The sequence below is a fragment of the Azoarcus sp. L1K30 genome, assembly GCF_018122735.1.
Lineage (GTDB): Bacteria > Pseudomonadota > Gammaproteobacteria > Burkholderiales > Rhodocyclaceae > Parazoarcus.
In genome coordinates this window covers 2,832,068-2,850,192 of sequence record NZ_JAGRRD010000001.1, presented here as the reverse complement: position 1 = coordinate 2,850,192, position 18,125 = coordinate 2,832,068, and the positions used below count along the sequence as shown (strand labels likewise).

Genomic DNA, 18,125 nt, shown 5'->3' with positions numbered 1-18,125 from the left:
GCCGAACGGAGGCGCTTTGAACTTGTTAATATGTTAGTAATTAAACCGATAACATCTTAGTAAGTCAAGCGGTAAAATGGCAGTCCGGAACGTTTGTCTCGCGTACCGATTTCAATCACTCTGATGCAAGGAGCGCTGGCCATGCCGCGCAAGATCGCTTTTCGCAACCTCCCGTTGCTGTTGCTCAAGTCGCGGGAAAGTTTTCTGAGTCACTTTCGTCCCATCCTCGCCCATTACGGCATTACCGAGCAGCAGTGGCGGGTGATGCGGGCGCTGAGCGAGCAGGACGCACTCGAGCCGTGGCAGATCTGTGAGGCCTGTCAGATCCTGAGCCCAAGTCTCGCCGGTGTGCTTTCACGCATGGAGGATGTGGGCTTGGTCGAGCGCCGGCGCGTGCCGGAAGATCAGCGTCGGGTGCTGGTGCGCCTGACCGCCCACAGCCAGGCCATGGTCGAGGAACTGGCGCCACTCATCGAAGCGCAATACCACCACCTGGAGGCCGCGGTGGGCGAGGATCTGCTGACGCAGTTGTACGCGATGCTCGACCGCGTGCTGCAGTATGAGTCGCGACCGGTGGCGCACGTGCCGCTGCCCGAGACCGCGTTGTCGATCGGGGCGCAGAAAGGCAATGGCCGCAAACGCGCCGCGGCCGTACGCGCCGACCAGGACTAGTCGGGAACCGGAACCGGGCCTGGCTGGGGTCTGCTGCCAGATGCGCTCGAACGCGGTCGAGTCCGACGCCGTGGACTCGCTGCCGGCGCGCTGCCTGCGTGCAGCTCGGCTTGCACGACTGTCCATCGTGCAATTAAACTTGCACGTAAGGGCTGATTTGCAAGATGTTTTGCACAAATTTGTCTTGCTCCGTGTGTGCCACGCGCCAGCGCGACGGTGCCGGTCCTGCACCAGGAGTGAGACCTGACAGGGTGCCGCATGGCGGACGAAGAGAGAGCTGGCAATGTGACCATGGCGCCGCCCACGGTGCAGGCGCTGCGCGAGCTGGTGGTCCGCATCAGTCGCGGCGAGGCCGAGATTTCCCTGGGCAGCAAGGCGCTCAAGGTGCTGGCGAGTCTGGTCGAGCGCCCGGATGAGGTCGCTGTCAGCAGCATCATGTCGCTGTCCGCCAGCGTGGGCGTCAATGCCTCCACCCTGTCGCGGCTGGCGCGCAGCCTCGGGTACGACAGCTTCGCCCAGTTTCAGCAGGTCTTCCGTGATGCGCTGACGCGCGGGCAACAGCGCTTCTACAGCGAGCAGGGGCAACGCCTGCTCGATGATGACGAACACGCAGGGAGCGGGCCGCTGGCCGTGGTGGCGCAGCTGGCACAGGAGTCGATCCGCAACATCGACGGCTGTCTGTCCCAGCTCGATGCCAGTGACCTCGCCGCGGCGGCCGGGGTGCTGGCACGGGCGCGCAGGGTGCGAGTGTTCGGTGCGCGCCAGATGCATGCGGTGGCGAGTCTGCTGTCCTATGGTCTCGGTCTGGTCCGCCCGGATGTCGGCCTGCTCGACGGGCCGGGGCAAAGCATTGCGGCCTCGCTCGCGCACATGCGCGGGGGCGATGTGCTGCTGCTGTCGGGCGTCTCCCCCTACAGCCGGCAGGCGGTGATGGTTGCTAGCGCGGCATCTGCCGCCGGCATCAGCGTGATCGCACTGACCGATTCGCGCGCCTCACCGCTGACGGCCTGTGCGGATCACGCGTTCTTCATTCCTCATGCAAGCAGTTTCATCAGCAACAGCATCGGTGCTTACGCGGTGTTCTGCGAGGGCCTGATCAACCTTGTCGCCAAGGCGCTCGGCGGCAAGGCGCTGAAGTCACTCGAGCGCCACGAACAATTCATTGCAGCGCTGGACATCGAGATGCGTTGAGTGCCGAGCGCGCCTGATGCTGATGAATTCCGTCGTCGGTACGACAGAAAGAGGAACAACGATGAACTACGAAACCATTCTCTATTCAATGACGGACGGAATCGCCGAGATCCGTTTCAACCGTCCGCATCGCCTGAACGCGGTGACCGCGAAACTGTATGAGGAATTCAACGATGCACTCGGCCGTGCCGAGGCCGACCGTGATGCCAGGGTGGTGCTGATCACGGGCGAGGGACGTGCGTTCTGCGTCGGGGCTGATCTCAAGGAGCACAAGGTCGGGCGCACCGCGTTCGATCGCCGGCAGTACCTGCAGGGTGAGCAGGTCGTGTGCAAGCGCCTGATGCAGCTGGGCAAGCCCGTCGTGGCCGCGGTCAATGGCTATGCGCTGGGCGCAGGCGCCGAGCTGGCGATGGCGTCCGACTTCATCGTCATGGCCGGCAGCGCCAGGATCGGCTTGCCTGAAATCAGTATCGGCAATTTCCTCGGCGGCGGAGTGACCTGGTTGTTGCCGCGGCTGGTGGGATTGGCCAAGGCGCGCGAACTGGTCTTCCTCGGCGAGCGCATCGGCGGGGAGGAGGCGGTGCGCATCGGCCTGGCCAACCGATGCTTTGCGGATGAGGGCTTCCATGGTGCGGCGCGCGACTTTGCGCGCAGGCTGGCCACCAAGGCGCCGTTCTCGATGCAGCTGGCCAAGGAGCAACTCAACATGGCTGCCGAGCGCACGCTCGATGCCGCGCTGACGGCGGAGCTCGAAGGCATGATGTTCGTCGGCACCACGCGCGACTGGCAGGAAGGTGTCGATGCCTTCGCCGAGAAGCGTGATCCGGTCTTCAAGGGAGAGTGACATGAGCATGCACGATCAGCCGGCAACGCTGCCGGCAAAAAGCCCGTTGCACGATTTTCTTGCACCGGATTCCATTGCCATCGTCGGCGCTTCGGCCGACCCCACCAAGCGCGGCTACAAGGCCATGATCGGGCTGATTAAGGACGGTTATCGCGGCGCGATCTACCCGATCAACCCTAAGATCGACAGGGTTCTCGGCGTGAAGACCTGCGCCTCGCTCGACGCGGTGCCGGGGCCGGTCGATCTGGCGCTGATCTGCACCCCTGCCAGCACCGTGCCCGGCATTCTCGCCGAATGCGGGCGCAAGGGGGTGAAGGGCGCGATCGTGCTCGCCAGCGGCTTCAAGGAAATTGGCTCCGAGGGCGCGAAGCTCGAACAGCAGGTGCTCGATGCCGCACGTGCCGGCGGCGTGCGCGTGATCGGGCCCAATACTTCGGGCATGTTCAACCTGCACAAGAAGGTGAACCTGCTGGCGCTGGCCAACGTCAAGCCCGGCGACATCGGCTTCATCTCGCAGTCCGGCAACATGCTGCTGTCGCTGGTGCTGGAAGCGGAGCACAACGGCCATGTCGGCTTTTCCACCTATGTCGGCCCCGGCAACCAGACCGATATCGGCTTCAACGACTACCTGCGCTACCTCGGTGAAGACGCGAACACGCGGGTTGCGACCCTTTACGTCGAAGGCTTCCGCGATGGTCAGCGCTTTCTCGAGGTCGCACGCGAGATTTCGGCCGTCAAGCCGGTGGTGGTGTACAAGTCGGGCTCGACCGAGCAGGGGCAGAAAGCGGCCAGTTCGCACACCGGCGCGCTGGCCGGCAGTTATGCGATGACCGTCGACCTGCTGCGCCAGGTCGGTGTCAGCGTCGTGCAGCATTCCAATGAAATCCTGCCCGTGGCCGAAGGGCTGGGGCTGATGCAGAAGGCGCCGGGCAAGCGTGTGGCGGTGATCTCGGACGGCGGCGGCCAGGCCACGATTGCCTCCGACCGCCTGGCTGAAGCGGGGCTGGAGCTGGCCGAACTCAGCGAGCATACCCGTCGTCGCCTCGGCGAGATCCTGTTCCCGCAGGCCTCGCTGGTCAATCCGGTGGACGTGGCCGGCAGCAGCGATGCCAATCCGGCACTGCTGGCCGAGTGCATGGAAATCGTGGCCGAAGACGACAACGTGGATAGCATCTTTCTCGTCGGCATGTTCGGCGGCTACAGCATTCGCTTCGCCGAAGACCTGCTGGGTGGCGAGATGCGGGGGGCGGAGTCGATGATCGAACTCGCCCGCCGTGTCGACAAGGCGGTGGTGGTCTACAGCCTCTATGCGCCGATCAAGCCGCCGGCGCTGCGTCGGCTGCACGAGGCCGGTCTGCCGGTGTATACCTCGATCGAGCATGCCGTGCGCGTGCTTGCCGCCCTGGGCGAGCGCGGCATCTACCTCAAGAGCCGTGCTGCCGACTCACATGCGCCTGCGGTGGTGCCGAGCGAGGACATGAAGGCGATGTTCGCCCGAGCGCAGAATGAAGGCCGCGATCTGTTCGAGTTCGAGGCCAAGACGCTGTTGCGCGCGCATGGTGTCGATGTGGCGCCGGAAGTGGTGGTCCGCAGTGCGGACGAGCTGCCAGCGGTCGCGGCGCAGTTCGGCGACCAGGCGCTGGTGATGAAGGTCGTCTCCAAGGACATCCTGCACAAGTCCGATGCCGGCGGGGTGAAACTGAACCTGCATGGCGAGGCCGACCTGCGCCAGGCTTTCGACCGCATCATGTCGTCGTGTCGCGCCTACGATCCGAATGCCGACATTCGCGGTGCGCTGGTGACGCCGATGGCGAAGAAGGGCACCGAGGTCATCATCGGCGTCAGCCGCGATCCCATCTTCGGCCCGGTGCTGATGTTCGGGCTGGGCGGCATTTTCGTCGAGATTCTAAAGGACGTCGCTTTCCGCGCCATTCCGCTGTCGCAGCACGATGCCGAATCCATGGTCGATCAACTCAAGGCGCGCAAGGTGCTGGAAGGTGCGCGTGGCGAACCGCCGGCCGACAAGGCCGCACTCGTCGACCTGCTGCTCAAGGTGTCGGGCATCGTCAGTGCGTATCCGCAGATTTCCGAGCTCGACCTCAACCCGGTGATCGCCTACCCCGAAGGCTATGCCGCTGTCGATGCGCGCGTCATCGTCAACCGTTCCGTTCTCTGACCCTGCTGGAGCCCGCACAATGAATCTGCCCCAACTCACCGACGCGCGGCTGATCGTGGCCAACCGCGTCGCCACGCTCACCCTCGATCGCGACGACGTGCGCAACGCGCTGACCGGTACCGCGCTCATCGAGGACATCATCGCGGTCGCCGAGTGGATCAACCGCTGCGACGAGGTGTCGGTCCTCGTCGTCACCGGTGCCGGCGCGGCCTTCTCCTCCGGCGGGAACGTCAAGGACATGGCCGAGCGCGGCGGCGACTTTGCTGGCGACGTGGCCGAGGTCGCCACCCGTTACCGCCGCGGCATCCAGCGTATTCCGCTGGCGCTGCAGCAGGTCGAGGTGCCGATTATCGCCGCGGTCAACGGCCCGGCCATCGGTGCCGGCTTCGATCTCGCCAATATGGCCGATATCCGCGTCGCCTCGGAAAGGGCCAAGTTTGGCGAAACCTTCCTCAACCTCGGCATTATCCCCGGTGACGGCGGGGCCTGGTTCATGCAGCGCTTGATCGGCTACCAGCGTGCCTTCGAGCTGACGCTGAGCGGGCGCATCGTGGGTGCGGCCGAAGCGAAGGAGATCGGCATCGTGCTCGAGGTGGTGGCCCCGGACGCGCTGATGACGCGCGCCGGCGAGATCGCCGCCCGCTTCGCCGCTCAGCCGCCTAAGGCGGTACGCCTGACCAAACGCCTGATGAAGATGGCGCAGCGCATGGAGCTCAAGGATTTCCTCGATCTCAGCGCGGCCTTCCAGGGCATGTGCCACAACGAGCCCGAGCATCTGGAGGCGGTGAGGAAGATGCTGGAGAAATCCTGACCCGCATGCTCGACGCACGTCCCTTCACGGTGCGGCGTGCTCGGTCCACACGGACCGTACCGCCGCACTCACGGCCCGCAACAAGGGCTCGTCCGCCCGGCGCTTGAGGCAGGCAAAGCGCAGGCTGACGGTGGGCACGGGCTGCAATGGCAGCGGTATGGCATAAATGGCCCCCGCCTCGGCCGCACGCTCGATGTCCTGTCGACGCGTGATTGCCAGGCCGACGCCGGCCGCGACGAGGGCGAGTACGGCATCCTTCTGGTTGGCGAGCATGCTGCGGATGGGCTGCAAGCCGTGCGGCTCGAACATCGCCTGCATGACCGCGTGCTGTATCCGGTCGGGCGAGGAATGGATCCACGGCTGACGGGCCAGGGTGGCGATATCCGCGTCGCCGATGGCATCCCGCAGGGCCGTCGGTGCGGCAATCGCCATTTCCTCTTCCCGCAGCACCTGGCTGTCGAACACCGTGTCGTCGACTGCGCCACTCACAAAGCTTGCATCCAGGCGGCCCTTGTTGAGTTTTGGCATGTTGGCGCCCGTGGTGCCGCCGAGAAATTCGAGATCAAGGCGGGGGTGGCGGGCCTTGAGCAGTTGCTGCAGTTCGACGAGTTTGAGGAAACTGGCGTCGGTGTTCAGGCCGATGCGTACCGAACCGATTACCTCGCCGCGCAACTCCTGTGCATGCAGGCCGATCTCCGCCACGGCCGACAAGGCGTGCCGGGCACGGGCAGCGAGCGCTTCGCCCGCCGCTGTCGGCACCATGCCTTTCGGGGTACGCTCGAACAAGGCAAGGCCGAGTTCATCCTCGAGTGCCTTGATGTGCGCGCTGATCGCGGGCTGGCTGACAAACAGGCGGTCGGCCGCGCGCGTGAGATGGCGTTCCTCCGCGACCGTGACGAAGGTTCTGAGGTGGTAGAGCTCCATGGCAGGCCTTGCGTGCGTCCAGTGTGCGGCCTATTCCGCACAGGCGCAGTACACACCAGATTGCGCGCGCATGCCATGACGATTCAGTGGGGATTGGCCGGGCCACCTTCGCCGGTGCCGCGTCGCCGCGTCCGGGAACCGGGTGACGGGATCGCGGCGGATCATTGCCTGCTTCGCACCGCTGCGTTCGTCGTCGTAGTGTCACGGACTTGCGTCGCAACAATGCTGGCACCACCAAGTGGGGCCATTACAGCCAAGAGGCGCGCACATTCTGCTGCATAGCCGCATATATAGTGGTTGTTAATAAAATTAGCAGTTACTAATATATACATATCCCCTGAATCGGGAACTGCAGAACACAAGTCTTGCTTCGCGTATCCCGCGCCTTCCATTCTGGCCCGGGGAGCCTTGCCGGCCGGACGCGGGGCATGGGCCGCCGTCCGGCAGCAGGGATGCAACGACCATTCAAACAATATGAGGAGGAGCACTGCATGGCCCACATCGTCATCATTGGCGCTGGAATTGGCGGTCTGCCGATGGCCTACGAGATGCGCGACCACGCGCGTGCGGAGGATCGCATCACGGTCGTATCAAAGGACGCGAAGTTTCATTTCGTGCCATCGAACCCCTGGGTGGCTGTGAACTGGCGTTCGCGCGAGGACATCGAGGTCGATCCGGCGGACGTGCTCGCGCGCCGCAAGATCGATTTCATCCCGGTCGGGGTGAAGCGGGTGGAGCCGGGCGACAACGCACTCGAGCTCGAAGATGGCCGCCGCCTCGAGTACGACTATCTCGTCATCGCCACCGGTCCACGGCTGGCCTTCGATGAAGTGCCCGGACTCGGTCCCCACGGCGGTTTCACGCAATCCGTGTGTCACGTCGATCACGCAGTGACTTCAGAGAAGGCATGGCAGCAGTTCGTGGCCGACCCGGGGCCGATCGTCGTCGGCGCGGTGCAGGGGGCCTCCTGTTTCGGGCCTGCCTACGAGTTTGCGATGATCCTCGACGCCGACCTGCGCAAGCGCAAGCTGCGCGACCGCGTGCCGATGACCTTCGTCACCTCCGAACCCTATATCGGTCACCTCGGACTGGCCGGCGTGGGTGACTCCAAGGGCATCATGGAGTCGGCCTTCCGCGAGCGCCACGTCAAATGGATCTGCAATGCGAAGGTCGAGCGCATCGAAGACGGCAAGATGCATGTCATCGAGCACGACGAGGACGGCAAGGAGAAGCGCCGTCATGAACTCCCGTTCAAGTATTCGATGATGCTGCCGGCGTTCAAGGGGGTGGAGGCCGTGTTCGGCATCGAGGGGCTGGTGAATCCGCGCGGCTTCGTGCTCATCGACCAGCACCAGCGCAACCCGACCTTCCGCAACGTCTTTTCGGTAGGCGTGTGCGTGGCAATCCCGCCGGTAGAGACGACACCGGTGCCGACTGGTACCCCCAAGACCGGCTACATGATCGAGTCCATGGTGACGGCGACCGCACACAACATCCGCTGCCTGATCGACGGCAAGGAGCCGACCGAAAAGGCGACCTGGAACGCGGTCTGTCTGGCCGACTTCGGGGACACCGGCGCTGCCTTCGTGGCGATTCCGCAGATTCCACCGCGCAACATGAACTGGTTTGGCCAGGGCAAGTGGGTCCATCTGGCCAAGATCGGGTTCGAGAAGTACTTCCTGCGCAAGATGCGCAAGGGCACGACCGAGCCGGTGTATGAACGGGTGGTGATGAGCGCCATCGGCATCGCCAAGCTCAAGGGCAGCGACTGAGCCTGCAGGCGGCGGCTACTTGAGCAGGCGTCGCCGGGTGAGTGCCAGGGCGAGCCAGAACGCGACGCCACAGTAGCCCCCGAGGACGAGCAGGTGCATCGCGGCCTGTTCGGGGGCGCGGCCGAGCAGCAGCGGGCGGGCGAGTTCGACGGCGTGCGACAGCGGCAGCACGGCGGTGACCGCGCGGATCGTCGGCGGCAGCTGGTCTGCAGGGAAGAACACGCCCGACACCAGCATCATCGGGGTGATGAAGAGGGTGAAGTAGTACATGAAAAAGTCATAATTCGGTGCGAGGGCGGTGACGATCAGCCCGAGTGCGCCGAAGGTCAGCCCGACGAGGAAAATCAGCGGCAGCAGCCACAGTACATGGCGTGTATCGACCAGCCCGAACAGGCTCACCACCAGCAGGATGGCGGCGCCCGACAGCAGCGCCTTGGATGCCGCCCACACCAGTTCGGCGAATACGACGTCGTCGAGAGACACCGGCGCGTTGAGGATCGCGTCCCACGTGCGCTGCACGTGCATGCGCGAAAAGCTCGAGTACAGCACTTCGAAGGTCGCGCTGTTCATCGTCGAGTAGCACACCATGCCGGCGGCCAGAAAACTGATGTAGGACACACCGCCCACCTCGGGAACCAGCATGCCGATACCGAACCCCAGCCCGAACAGATAGATCACGGGATCGGCGAGGTTGCCCAGGATCGACGGCAGCGCGAGCTTGCGCCACACCAGGAAATTGCGCTGCCACACCGGGATGAAGCGGCGTGAGAGCTGGGGCAGGCGCCAGTGATCGGGAGTCATCAGTGGGGTTCCGTCATTTTGGTGGCACCACGTCGATCCGGGGGATGGTGACCTGTAGGCAGTGATCGAGATGCTGCGCATCCTCGCTGAGCAATACCGTACCCCCGCTTGCATCGTGACAGCCGCATTCGGACCGTTCCAGAACGAAAAACCACCGCGCTGGCGCAAGCCGAAGGTCACATTGAGCATTGCACTTTCGGCTTCTTGCTGCAAGGTACAGGCAAAGATCGCATGCGAGTTTTTCTGCATCCATTTATCCGGCCGGGTACGGTGCAGCATCAAGTCGTAGTACTCCGCAATCGCCCGGGGGGTGATCACCTTCTTCTGTTCCGACGCGAGACATGATGGAGGCCTAGGCAGTTCCGGTTCGGCCGAACCGGTGTCACGCACGAGCTTGAACAGACGTAGTCGAAGGCCTAGCGTTGGTGTACCAGCTTGGTGACCATGCGATCCAGATCCTTGCTGTGAAACAGGTCGATGCATTTCATCGTGTTGAAATCGGACTTGATGGATCCCCCGTATTTCCGATTGGCATACTGATGTGCCAGTTCCCTTAGCGCTTCGTATGCTTCAATCCCTTGCCGCCCAAACTCCAGGTAGGCGCTCGCGGTTGCATTGGCATCATCTCTCGCATCGGCGTCTTTGGTGACTGCCGCCAGACAGACACTCAAAGCCCAGTTCTTTAACAACGTCTTCTGAGAATACGTGTCGGTCATTGGAACCGAATACGCTCCTGTCTGCTTGTCCTGTGCCTGGGCGGGGCAGGCATAGGCAAACAGCGCGAGGATCAGCGCAACAGCAGCCGGCTTCAGGGCAGTAACCATATCGACGCCGTTTCAGGAATGAAAGGCCCATTTTCGGGGTCGGCCATGAGATGGCAGGTATCGGAACAGATGTTGCCGTTCCAAAGGGTCACATGACCCTTGGCGTTGCCCCAGCCGTGTCCTTTGACGACAATGATCCCCTTCAAACCTGTGAAATCGGACGGTTTGGGAGACCTCACCGTCTTGTCCGGCGCACCAAGCGTGCGTTCCAGATAGGTCATCATGTCATTGAGGCGGTAGATGTACTGACGATGATCGCCGCCACTGACCATCGCATACCGGGAACTCTTGGGGATGGGAAAGCCTGTGTGGTTTAGCTCATTCGGATTGGGCAGGCGTTTTCAAAACCGCCGGTTGCCATCTCCGTGTTCTTCTGCACGACTCCGCCGATCTTCTTGCCCACGTCAGGGACAGTGAGGCGGACGGCCATGAAGGCGCTCCATGCGCTATTGAAGGCGGGTCTTCTGATTGGCATGAATGCCTACTGATAAAATGACATTTAGAATGTTTTCATCATAAGGTACTTCCTGTGCCCAACTCAACTAGCCGAGCGCTTTGAATCATCGGCACGAAGGTTTGTGACAAGCGCCAGGGCAACCGGCGCGGTACCGGGAATCAAGATCAAGCGTCTATCGAGAATAGCTATGAAGCTGTCCGGCGCTTGGGGGCAACTCACTCCGCGTGGCCTGAAACGGCTCCGTACGGTTGAGGTTTGGGTGTGTCGGATGCTGCCCTTCGATATTCGCGTTGGGAATTTGCGATGCCGATCCCTTGAGCGAACTACTGGTCTGAGGGGCCTTCTCCCCGCGCCAGACACCTTCGATACCTTGTGTCGACGCGCCTCGCGAACCACTCGGTAGTCAGTTTGCGGCTGATCTTGGGGCCCGACAGTGCGATTTGCGGCATGATGGCGCGCGGCAGGCTGCGGCCCTCGAGCTTTTCAGCCAGGTCGAATACGCGCGTGTACAGCCGGCTGCGTTCGAAGTCCGCGGTGTCGCCCTGTTCGAGTGCACGCCGGATGGCTCGATCGTCCATGTCGATTGATTTGCCGATCGCGCGTGTTGCACGTTCGGTAGAACCGATGCGGTTGGGGTCGGTGTTGCCGTGGATGACGAGGTCACCATCGAGCGCCAGCCTGATCCCCGATGCGGTGCCGACCGCCTTCTGGAAGGCCGCATTGCGGCTGGCGTAACGGCCGGCGTTGAAGTCGGCGAAACGATACAGCGGGCTGTCGTAGTTGGCGGGGTAGTCGAGTAGGTGGGCAATGCCGAAGTACATGCCGCCGCGGCGGGTGAAGACTTCGCGGCGAATGGATTCGGTGACCGGGTAGGGATAGGTGCGCTCGCGCGCATGCTGCTCGGCAAAGGCGATGCTGACCTGCATCGCGCCGGCTGTGCGCACCGGGTTAAAACCGGCAAAGAGCTGCTTGCCCATCGGGACCATGTCGATGAAGTCCTCGAAGATCAGGCTCAGCTCGCGCTCGGTGCGGACCCGGTCGAGACGTTCGGCGTAGGCGCGGCCATCGGGCGAGGGCAGTTTCAGGGCGAGTCGTACCGCGAGCATCGGGATGCCCAGTTGCTCGGCGCGGCGCTCGATCTCCCGCCATGCGATCGCGGGCAGGCCGGCGACCGCCGGATCGGCCACAAGGCCGGACTCCTGTTCGGCGACGGCCAGTGCGGCGCACAGGTTGGCTACGCTGGGGCTGATCTCGAGCGCGCTGAAGGCCACCTGTATGTCCGCGGCCCAGCCATTCCGGTCGCCGGTGCCGGGGGGTAACAGGCGCAAGACCTGGGCACGGATATCGGCGGGTCGCGACGGGGCGGGTTCCGGCTGGTAGACGGTGCTCGTGCAGCCGGCGAGCAGCGCGAGGCTCAGGGCGACAGACCAGAGACGGTGGCGTGCCAGCTGCGGATGTCCGCTATTCGTCTTCATGCTCGTCATCGGGAAGTATCACATCCACGCCCGCGCCAACCACCTTGGCGCCGACCTTCACCGTGGTCGCCACGACCGTGACGGCCGCGTCGGCCACTGCCACGACCGCGCAGCCGCTCATCGCACCGGTCAGCAACAGGCTGATTGTCCATGCCCGGATGAGCTGCAGGCTGCTCCGGCGCGGCGTCGGGGCGGCGGCGCGGGTGGTGCGGCGGTGGCGGGCGTTGGCGTCTGGGTCCATGTTCGGTTCTTTCAGTCGCGCAGGTCGCGTCCGGTCAGCTTGAGGAAGACATCTTCCAGGTTGGCCGGCCGGTGCAGGTAGCGCAGGCCGCGCTGGGCAGCGAGGTGGGCGAGCAGCGGGGCGGCGTCGTGGAGGTAGCAGAAGGCGGTTTCGCCGCTGATCTCGAAGCGGTCCGACAAGGCTGCCGCATGCGCACTCGCCCAGGCAGCGGCGCCGCCGCCTGCCGGCAGGTCGTGGCCGTTCCAGTCGCCGAAGACTTCCACCACCTGCGGCTCGATATGCTCGGCGATCACTTCGCGCGGGCTACCGCCGGCGAGCATCCGCCCGCCGTCGAGAATGGCGAGCTGGTCGGACAGGCGCTCGGCCTCGTCCATGAAGTGCGTGGTCAGCAAAACCGTGGTGCCGCTGCGGATGAGCTGTTTGAGCCGATCCCAGATCAGGTGCCGGGCTTGCGGGTCAAGCCCGGTGGTGGGTTCGTCGAGTACCAGCAGTTCGGGCTGGTTGATCAGCGCGCGTGCCAGCGTCAGGCGCCGCTTCATGCCGCCCGAAAGCGACTGGATGCGGGCGTTGCGCTTGTTTTCAAGTCCGGCAAAGGCCAGCAGGTCGGGAATGCGGGTCTTGATCTCCGCATCGCTCAGACCGAAATAGCGGCCATAGACGAGCAGGTTCTCGGCACAGGTGAAGTCGGGGTCGAGATTGTCCATCTGCGGCACGATGCCGACCCGCATGCGTGCCTCGCGGGCGCGTTCGGGCACCGCTTCGCCGCACAGGCGGATCTCGCCTGCATCGGGGGCGGTGAGGCCGAGCGCGCAGCGCAGCGTGGTGGTCTTGCCGGCGCCGTTGGGGCCGAGCAGGGTGAAGCACTCCCCGGCGCGCAGTTCGAGGTCGATGCCACGAACGACTTCAGTGTCGCCATAACGCTTGGTCAGGCCGCGGATGAGCAGCGGCGATGGCCGCAGCGACGCGGCCGTCGAATGCGGAGAGGATAGCGTGCGTTCGGCGACCGTCATCAACCGGCCGGCGGGACGGTGTCGGCGAAGCTCGGACGTGCAAACAGGCGATCGCACAGGGCCACGAGGGCGGGACGTCGAGCGCGCCAGTCGGTCTGGGGCAGGCGCAGGTCGAGATAGCCGAGCGCGACCCCGACGCTGATGTCACCCAGTTGCATGACGTCGCCGTCGATCCAGTCGCGGCCGGTGGCGCGCCTTTCGAGTTCGTCCAGACTGCGCCGGATCTTGTCGAGCTGGCGCTCGATGCTGGGCGCGCTCTGCTGCTCGGGCGGGCGCTTGCTCTCGAGATAGGCGTTCACCGATGCATCCAGAATGCCGTCGGCGAGGGCTTCGGTCTGGCGCACTCGCACGCGCTCGATGCCGCTGGCGGGGAGCAGCGCCGGCGGGGCGTGCAGGGTTTCGAGATAACCTGCGATGACCGGCGAATCGAAGAACACCTCACTGCTGTCGAGCACCAGCGCCGGCACCTTGCCCAGCGGGTTGACGTCGGGCACGCGGGTGGCCGCCTCCCACGGGGAGTCGACGACGAGTTCGAACGGCAGCGACTTCTCCGCGAGCAGGATGCGGATCTTGCGCGCATAGGGGCTGGTCAGCGAGGCGAGCAGTTTCATCGTGGTCTCCGGTATCAGGCGCGGCCGGGGGCCGGCGCAACGTTGCGGGCGATCAATTCACGGATCAGGTGCAGCTTGCCGTGGAAAAAATGGTCGGCACCGGGGATGACGATGACGGGCAGCTCCTGCGGTCGTGCCCAGTCGAGCACGTTCGCCAGCGCCACGGTGTCGTCGATCTCGCCATGGATCACCAGGGTGGGCACGCTCTTGGGCACCGGCGGGGTGTCGTAGCTGCGTGCGCCGTCGGCGGCAACGCCGGCCGCCATGCCGACCAGCACGAGCTGACGCGGCGGGCTGATGTCGTCGGCCAGACGGTTGGCGATGCGGGTCTGGACGAAACCGCCGAACGAAAAGCCGCCCAGTGCCAGCGGCAGGCTGCCCCAGCGCGACTGCGCCCAGGCGATCACCGACAGCATGTCTTCGGTTTCGCCGGTGCCGTGGTCATGTTCGCCCTCGCTCTTGCCCACGCCGCGAAAATTGGGACGGATTGCGGCGAAGCCGAGGTCACGGTAACTGCGCGCCAGCGTGTGCGCCACCTTGTTGGTGTTGGCGCCGCCAAAAAGCGGATGCGGGTGGCACACCAATGCGATGCCGCGCACGGTTTCGGGCGCGTCGATCAGGACTTCGATATTGCCTGCTGCACCGCGCAGCAGGGCGGATTCGGTCGGCAGGGCACGGGTCATGCGTTTCCTCCATCGGGCAGGCGCAGGCGCTCGACGATGCGGCCGTGCACCAGGTGTTCGTCGATGATCTCGTCCACATCTTCCTTGTCGACAAAGGTATACCAGACGTTGTCCGGGTACACCACCATCACCGGGCCGTCGTCGCAGCGCCCGAGGCAGCCGGCCTTGTTGATGCGTACGCTGCCCTTGCCCTTCAGGCCCAGCTCGCCGGTGCGCTCTTTGGCGTAGAGCTGCAGTGCGCTGGCCTGATGATTGTTGCAGCAGTCTTCGCCGGGCGCACGCTGATTGCAGCAAAAGAATACGTGGTGTTTGAAATAGCTCATTCAAGTCTCCGTTGGTGTGCCGATTATAGGCGCGGCTTGTCCAGGTGCTCGCCGCGCCACAGTCCGAGCGCGGACAGGTAGGCGAGCGCGACGAAGGGCCACAGGCTGGCGACGAGCTGGGTCAGACCGTGAAAGTTGAGAAAGTTGCCACGGTTCAGAACCGCGTGGTCGTTGCCCACGTAGGGGTTTTCGGGCAGCAGGTTGACCAGTGCCGTGGCCACCAGCAGCGCGGTCCCGGCCAGCGCGTGCTGGACCACGCGTGGCAGCAGCAGGGCTGCGGCAAGCAGCGCGCTGCCCAGCAGCAGGCCGCGCTCGGCGCCGGGCGAGAGCCAGGCCAGCGGGTCGGTCGGTACGAAAAAGGTGGCCGCGGCGAGCGTCTTTGCGCCGATGCCGAGTGCCACGACGGCAATGATCGGCCATGGTGCCGACGTTCGCATCATGCAGCGCGCAAAGAGTCCGATGGCGATCACGGAGCAGGTGTCGAGCGCGGCTTCGAGGCCGATGAAGCGCTCCGGACGGAAGGGCAGCGGGGGCGGAATCGCCAGCATCCGGCGAATGTCGCCGCTGCCGAACAGCAGGCTGTTGGGCGTGAGCTGTGCGAGCAGCCACAGCCCCAGCAGGATGAGGCCGATGTCTCCGGTGTGGCCGCCGATGAAATGATCGTTACGCCAGCGCGCGATACCGCCGCGCGGCGCAAAGACGCGCTGGCCATAGCAGGCGCCGAGCACGGCGCCGAGCGCGGCGCCGGCAAGATTGGCGCCAAGGTCGATATTGCTCGAGATCCGCGATGGCAGGAAATGCTGCGCGGTTTCGAGGCCGAAGCTGAACAGCCCGGCCAACAGGGACGCGACCCCTATCAGGCGCGTCGCTGACCATCGGGTCGGCAGCGCGGTGGCCAGTACGAAGCCGAATGGCAGGTAACCCAGCACGTTGAATACGAGATCCTCGATCTGGAAGTACTTCGGCCACGGCGCGATCAGATAGTCGAACAGAGGCAGGCCGCTCTCGCGCCAGCCGGCAAACGGGTGCAGGCAGGCGTATGCCACCAGCAGTGCGTAGGCGATGGTGAGATTGCGCGGAAGAGAGGTGTGCGGCACGGTGCGTGGCGGGTTGGCGAAAAGCGATGCGGGAGCCCGAGTCTAGCCGACTGGCGGCCGGGCTGTCGTGCCCGGTGCGCGCAGCGGGTCACGGTATCGCCTCGCGTGCGCGCTGGCGGATCGCCAGCATGGCCGGATGGGTGAGCTTGCGTTCGGTCGTGATCGCATAGATCTGCTCGCGGACCTTGTCGATTTTGCCGAGTTCAATGACCTTGTACTGCTCGCAAATGTAGGCGGCAATGGCAGTGGGGGCGACGAAGAGCCCCGCGCCGGCTTGGCCGAAGGCTTTCATCAGGGCGCCGTCGTCGAACTCGGCGACGATTCGCGGATGCACGTCCATGCGCTCCAGCCACTGCAGGAGTGCCGGCCGATGGGCGACATCCTCCCCTGGCAGCAGGAAGGGCGCGCGATCGAGCGAGGCCGGAAAGCTGCCCGGCAAGGTTGCGGCGAGCGCGGGACTGGCGAATACCGACAGTGGGCTGTCGCCGAGCAGATGACTGTAGCCGCGCACGCTGACACCCGGCGGCAAGGGGCGATCGGCAAGCACGATGTCGAGCCGATGCACGGCCAGCTCACCCAGCAGCCCCTCCAGTCGCCCCTCGCGGCAGATCAGGCGCGGCGCGGCGTCGAGCTGGAGCGCCGGCTCGATGAGCCGATAGACCACCGATTTCGGCATCGAATCGGCAATCCCGATGCGGAAGGGCTGCGCAATGTTCAGGTTCTCGTCCCGCATCAGCTCGACGATCCGGTCGCCCAGCGCAAAGATCTCGTCCGCGTGACCGAGTATGCGCTGACCCGCTTCGGTGAGTTCGAGGCGCCGCCCCACGCGATGGAAAAGGCTAGTGCCGAGACTGGTTTCAAGCGTCGCCAACTGGGCACTGATCGCATGCGGCGTCAGATGCAGCAGCCTGGCGGCACGCGCAACACTGCCGGCCTTGGCAACCGTCCAGAAATAACGCAGATGCTTGAAGTTCAGCGACATCGCCCGATTCCTCGAAAAAGTCGATGAGTGGTAACACTATATTCGACTTTTTTGTCGCGTTGCGCTCCTCTAAGCTGGATTCACGGTCAGCGCATGTCGCCTGACCGCGCATCGAGTGCGCTGCCGTCCCGGAAGCTTCGGGTGCGGCGACGCGGGGTGAATACCGATCAAGGAGGACGAAGCATGCGTCAATATGCAACCAACAGTGCCCAGGCTGCTGCGCGGATTCTTGCGCTCACCATTCTCGCGGATGGAGGGCTGGACCGGACCGAACTCGAGTCACTGTCCCGGTCCGAAGCCGTCGAACGCCTCAAGATCGACGAGCACGCGTTCGAGGGCGTGCTGCAGGCATACTGCCAGGATCTGCTGCAGGGTGCCGAGTATCTCGATGGCATTGCCCTGCGCCTGGCGCCGGACGTATTGAGGTTATTGCTGGAAGAGATCCAGGATCCGGCGTTCCAGACCCTGATCCTGAAGGCCATGGACGACATCGTTCATGCGGATGGCGTTCGAACCGAGGAAGAGGCCGCCTTGCTGTCGCACGCGGCTGCCGTGTGGACCAATGCGCAGGCGAGCAGCCGCTTGCAGGAAAGGCGCAGCGGCTGAGCATCCTGCCCTGCCCCATGGCGGCCGGGCCTTCCCGGCCGCCACGACCAGATCGAGGAATCGAGCCCCATGAGGCCAGAACTGCCCGCGACGGAGTGTGACAACCATCTGTCCGCCAGAAATGAGGATCCACTGATCGACGGCCTGCACTGGGTGATCCGCCAGGCAATACGGTTGCTGGCGGTGCTGATGGTCGCCGTCATTCTGTGGTGCGTGGCGGACGTCGTGCTCGTGCTGTATGAAAAGCTGTCGGAACCGCCGGTCATGCTGCTGGAACTGAACGACATCTTCGTCGTCTTTGCGGCTTTTCTCGCGGTGCTGATCGCAATCGAGATCTTCGCCAACATTACGCTCTACCTGCGTGATGACGTCATCCATGTGAAGCTGGTCCTGGCGACGGCGCTGATGGCCATTGCTCGGAAAGTCATCGTGCTCGACCTCAGCGTGCTCGAACCATCCTACCTGTATGCGATCGGCGTGATTGTGCTGGCCCTCGGCATCACCTACTGGCTGGTGTCGCTGAAGTCGGAGTAAAGGCGCGTAATCAATGCCGGCGTGCGCGGCACAACGGGTATCATTGGGCAAACATGCTGTTTTGGCAGCCCCCTTCTCTTGCGGGGAGGGG

The 18,125-nt window shown here is 64.3% G+C and carries 20 protein-coding genes; 8 read left to right on the top strand and 12 right to left on the bottom strand.

Annotation, left to right across the window (positions count from 1 at the left end; genetic code table 11):
• The first annotated feature begins 141 nt into the window (after window positions 1–141).
• From hpaR to J5J83_RS13150, 5 genes are all read left to right on the top strand, one after another.
• Complete coding sequence (hpaR, locus tag J5J83_RS13170) at window positions 142–672, top strand: homoprotocatechuate degradation operon regulator HpaR (protein ID WP_212349816.1); 531 nt, start codon at window positions 142–144, stop codon at window positions 670–672.
• Between the two features lie 291 nt (window positions 673–963).
• Complete coding sequence (locus J5J83_RS13165; protein ID WP_212349814.1) at window positions 964–1,863, top strand: MurR/RpiR family transcriptional regulator; 900 nt, start codon at window positions 964–966, stop codon at window positions 1,861–1,863.
• A gap of 61 nt (window positions 1,864–1,924) precedes the next feature.
• Entirely contained in the window at window positions 1,925–2,707 is a 783-nt protein-coding gene (locus J5J83_RS13160; RefSeq protein ID WP_212349812.1) for an enoyl-CoA hydratase/isomerase family protein, read from the top strand.
• 7 nt (window positions 2,708–2,714) lie between these two features.
• On the top strand, window positions 2,715–4,883 hold the full coding sequence (locus J5J83_RS13155; protein ID WP_212353118.1) for an acetate--CoA ligase: 2,169 nt from the start codon (window positions 2,715–2,717) through the stop codon (window positions 4,881–4,883).
• Between the two features lie 19 nt (window positions 4,884–4,902).
• Complete coding sequence (locus J5J83_RS13150) at window positions 4,903–5,694, top strand: enoyl-CoA hydratase-related protein (protein WP_212349810.1); 792 nt, start codon at window positions 4,903–4,905, stop codon at window positions 5,692–5,694.
• Window positions 5,695–5,718: 24 nt separating this feature from the next.
• On the opposite strand, the gene J5J83_RS13145 is transcribed toward J5J83_RS13150, so the two are convergent.
• Window positions 5,719–6,618, bottom strand: a complete 900-nt coding sequence (locus J5J83_RS13145; RefSeq protein WP_212349808.1) for a LysR family transcriptional regulator — start codon at window positions 6,616–6,618, stop codon at window positions 5,719–5,721.
• A 491-nt stretch (window positions 6,619–7,109) separates the two neighbouring features.
• Here J5J83_RS13145 and J5J83_RS13140 point away from each other — a divergent pair, with 491 nt between their 5' ends.
• Window positions 7,110–8,390, top strand: a complete 1,281-nt coding sequence (locus J5J83_RS13140; RefSeq protein ID WP_212349806.1) for an FAD/NAD(P)-binding oxidoreductase — start codon at window positions 7,110–7,112, stop codon at window positions 8,388–8,390.
• A gap of 15 nt (window positions 8,391–8,405) precedes the next feature.
• On the opposite strand, the gene J5J83_RS13135 is transcribed toward J5J83_RS13140, so the two are convergent.
• The 11 genes from J5J83_RS13135 to J5J83_RS13085 form a co-directional block, all read right to left on the bottom strand.
• A complete protein-coding gene (locus tag J5J83_RS13135) occupies window positions 8,406–9,191 on the bottom strand; it encodes an ABC transporter permease (RefSeq protein WP_212349804.1) in 786 nt (261 codons plus the stop codon).
• A gap of 416 nt (window positions 9,192–9,607) precedes the next feature.
• Complete coding sequence (locus tag J5J83_RS13130) at window positions 9,608–10,015, bottom strand: T6SS amidase immunity protein Tai4 family protein (RefSeq protein WP_212349802.1); 408 nt, start codon at window positions 10,013–10,015, stop codon at window positions 9,608–9,610.
• The gene (locus J5J83_RS13125) at window positions 10,000–10,287 is read right to left on the bottom strand and encodes a T6SS effector amidase Tae4 family protein (RefSeq protein WP_212353115.1); all 288 of its coding nucleotides are present in this window, start codon (window positions 10,285–10,287) and stop codon (window positions 10,000–10,002) included. Before J5J83_RS13125 ends, J5J83_RS13130 begins: the two co-directional genes overlap by 16 nt.
• A 508-nt stretch (window positions 10,288–10,795) precedes the next feature.
• Window positions 10,796–11,947 carry a DUF1615 domain-containing protein gene (locus tag J5J83_RS13120; protein WP_212349801.1) on the bottom strand — a complete coding sequence of 384 codons (1,152 nt, stop codon included), beginning with the start codon at window positions 11,945–11,947 and terminating at the stop codon, window positions 10,796–10,798.
• Window positions 11,934–12,188 (bottom strand): hypothetical protein, encoded by a 255-nt coding sequence (locus J5J83_RS13115; protein ID WP_212353637.1) that lies wholly within the window; start codon window positions 12,186–12,188, stop codon window positions 11,934–11,936. The genes J5J83_RS13120 and J5J83_RS13115 overlap by 14 nt, the downstream gene beginning before the upstream one ends.
• An 11-nt stretch (window positions 12,189–12,199) precedes the next feature.
• The gene (locus J5J83_RS13110; RefSeq protein ID WP_212349799.1) at window positions 12,200–13,198 is read right to left on the bottom strand and encodes an ATP-binding cassette domain-containing protein; all 999 of its coding nucleotides are present in this window, start codon (window positions 13,196–13,198) and stop codon (window positions 12,200–12,202) included.
• Complete coding sequence (locus J5J83_RS13105) at window positions 13,198–13,809, bottom strand: glutathione S-transferase (RefSeq protein ID WP_212349797.1); 612 nt, start codon at window positions 13,807–13,809, stop codon at window positions 13,198–13,200. The genes J5J83_RS13110 and J5J83_RS13105 overlap by 1 nt, the downstream gene beginning before the upstream one ends.
• 14 nt (window positions 13,810–13,823) lie before the next feature.
• The gene (locus tag J5J83_RS13100; protein ID WP_212349795.1) at window positions 13,824–14,492 is read right to left on the bottom strand and encodes an alpha/beta fold hydrolase; all 669 of its coding nucleotides are present in this window, start codon (window positions 14,490–14,492) and stop codon (window positions 13,824–13,826) included.
• Entirely contained in the window at window positions 14,489–14,815 is a 327-nt protein-coding gene (locus tag J5J83_RS13095; RefSeq protein ID WP_212349793.1) for a ferredoxin, read from the bottom strand. The genes J5J83_RS13100 and J5J83_RS13095 overlap by 4 nt, the downstream gene beginning before the upstream one ends.
• 23 nt (window positions 14,816–14,838) lie before the next feature.
• Window positions 14,839–15,912 carry a VanZ family protein gene (locus J5J83_RS13090; protein WP_212349792.1) on the bottom strand — a complete coding sequence of 358 codons (1,074 nt, stop codon included), beginning with the start codon at window positions 15,910–15,912 and terminating at the stop codon, window positions 14,839–14,841.
• 88 nt (window positions 15,913–16,000) lie between these two features.
• The gene (locus J5J83_RS13085; protein ID WP_212349790.1) at window positions 16,001–16,894 is read right to left on the bottom strand and encodes a LysR family transcriptional regulator; all 894 of its coding nucleotides are present in this window, start codon (window positions 16,892–16,894) and stop codon (window positions 16,001–16,003) included.
• A 183-nt stretch (window positions 16,895–17,077) separates the two neighbouring features.
• Between J5J83_RS13085 and J5J83_RS13080 the strand changes: the two genes are divergently transcribed.
• On the top strand, window positions 17,078–17,500 hold the full coding sequence (locus tag J5J83_RS13080) for a TerB family tellurite resistance protein (protein ID WP_212349788.1): 423 nt from the start codon (window positions 17,078–17,080) through the stop codon (window positions 17,498–17,500).
• Between the two features lie 69 nt (window positions 17,501–17,569).
• Window positions 17,570–18,034 (top strand): phosphate-starvation-inducible PsiE family protein, encoded by a 465-nt coding sequence (locus J5J83_RS13075; protein WP_212349786.1) that lies wholly within the window; start codon window positions 17,570–17,572, stop codon window positions 18,032–18,034.
• Window positions 18,035–18,125: the final 91 nt, after the last annotated feature.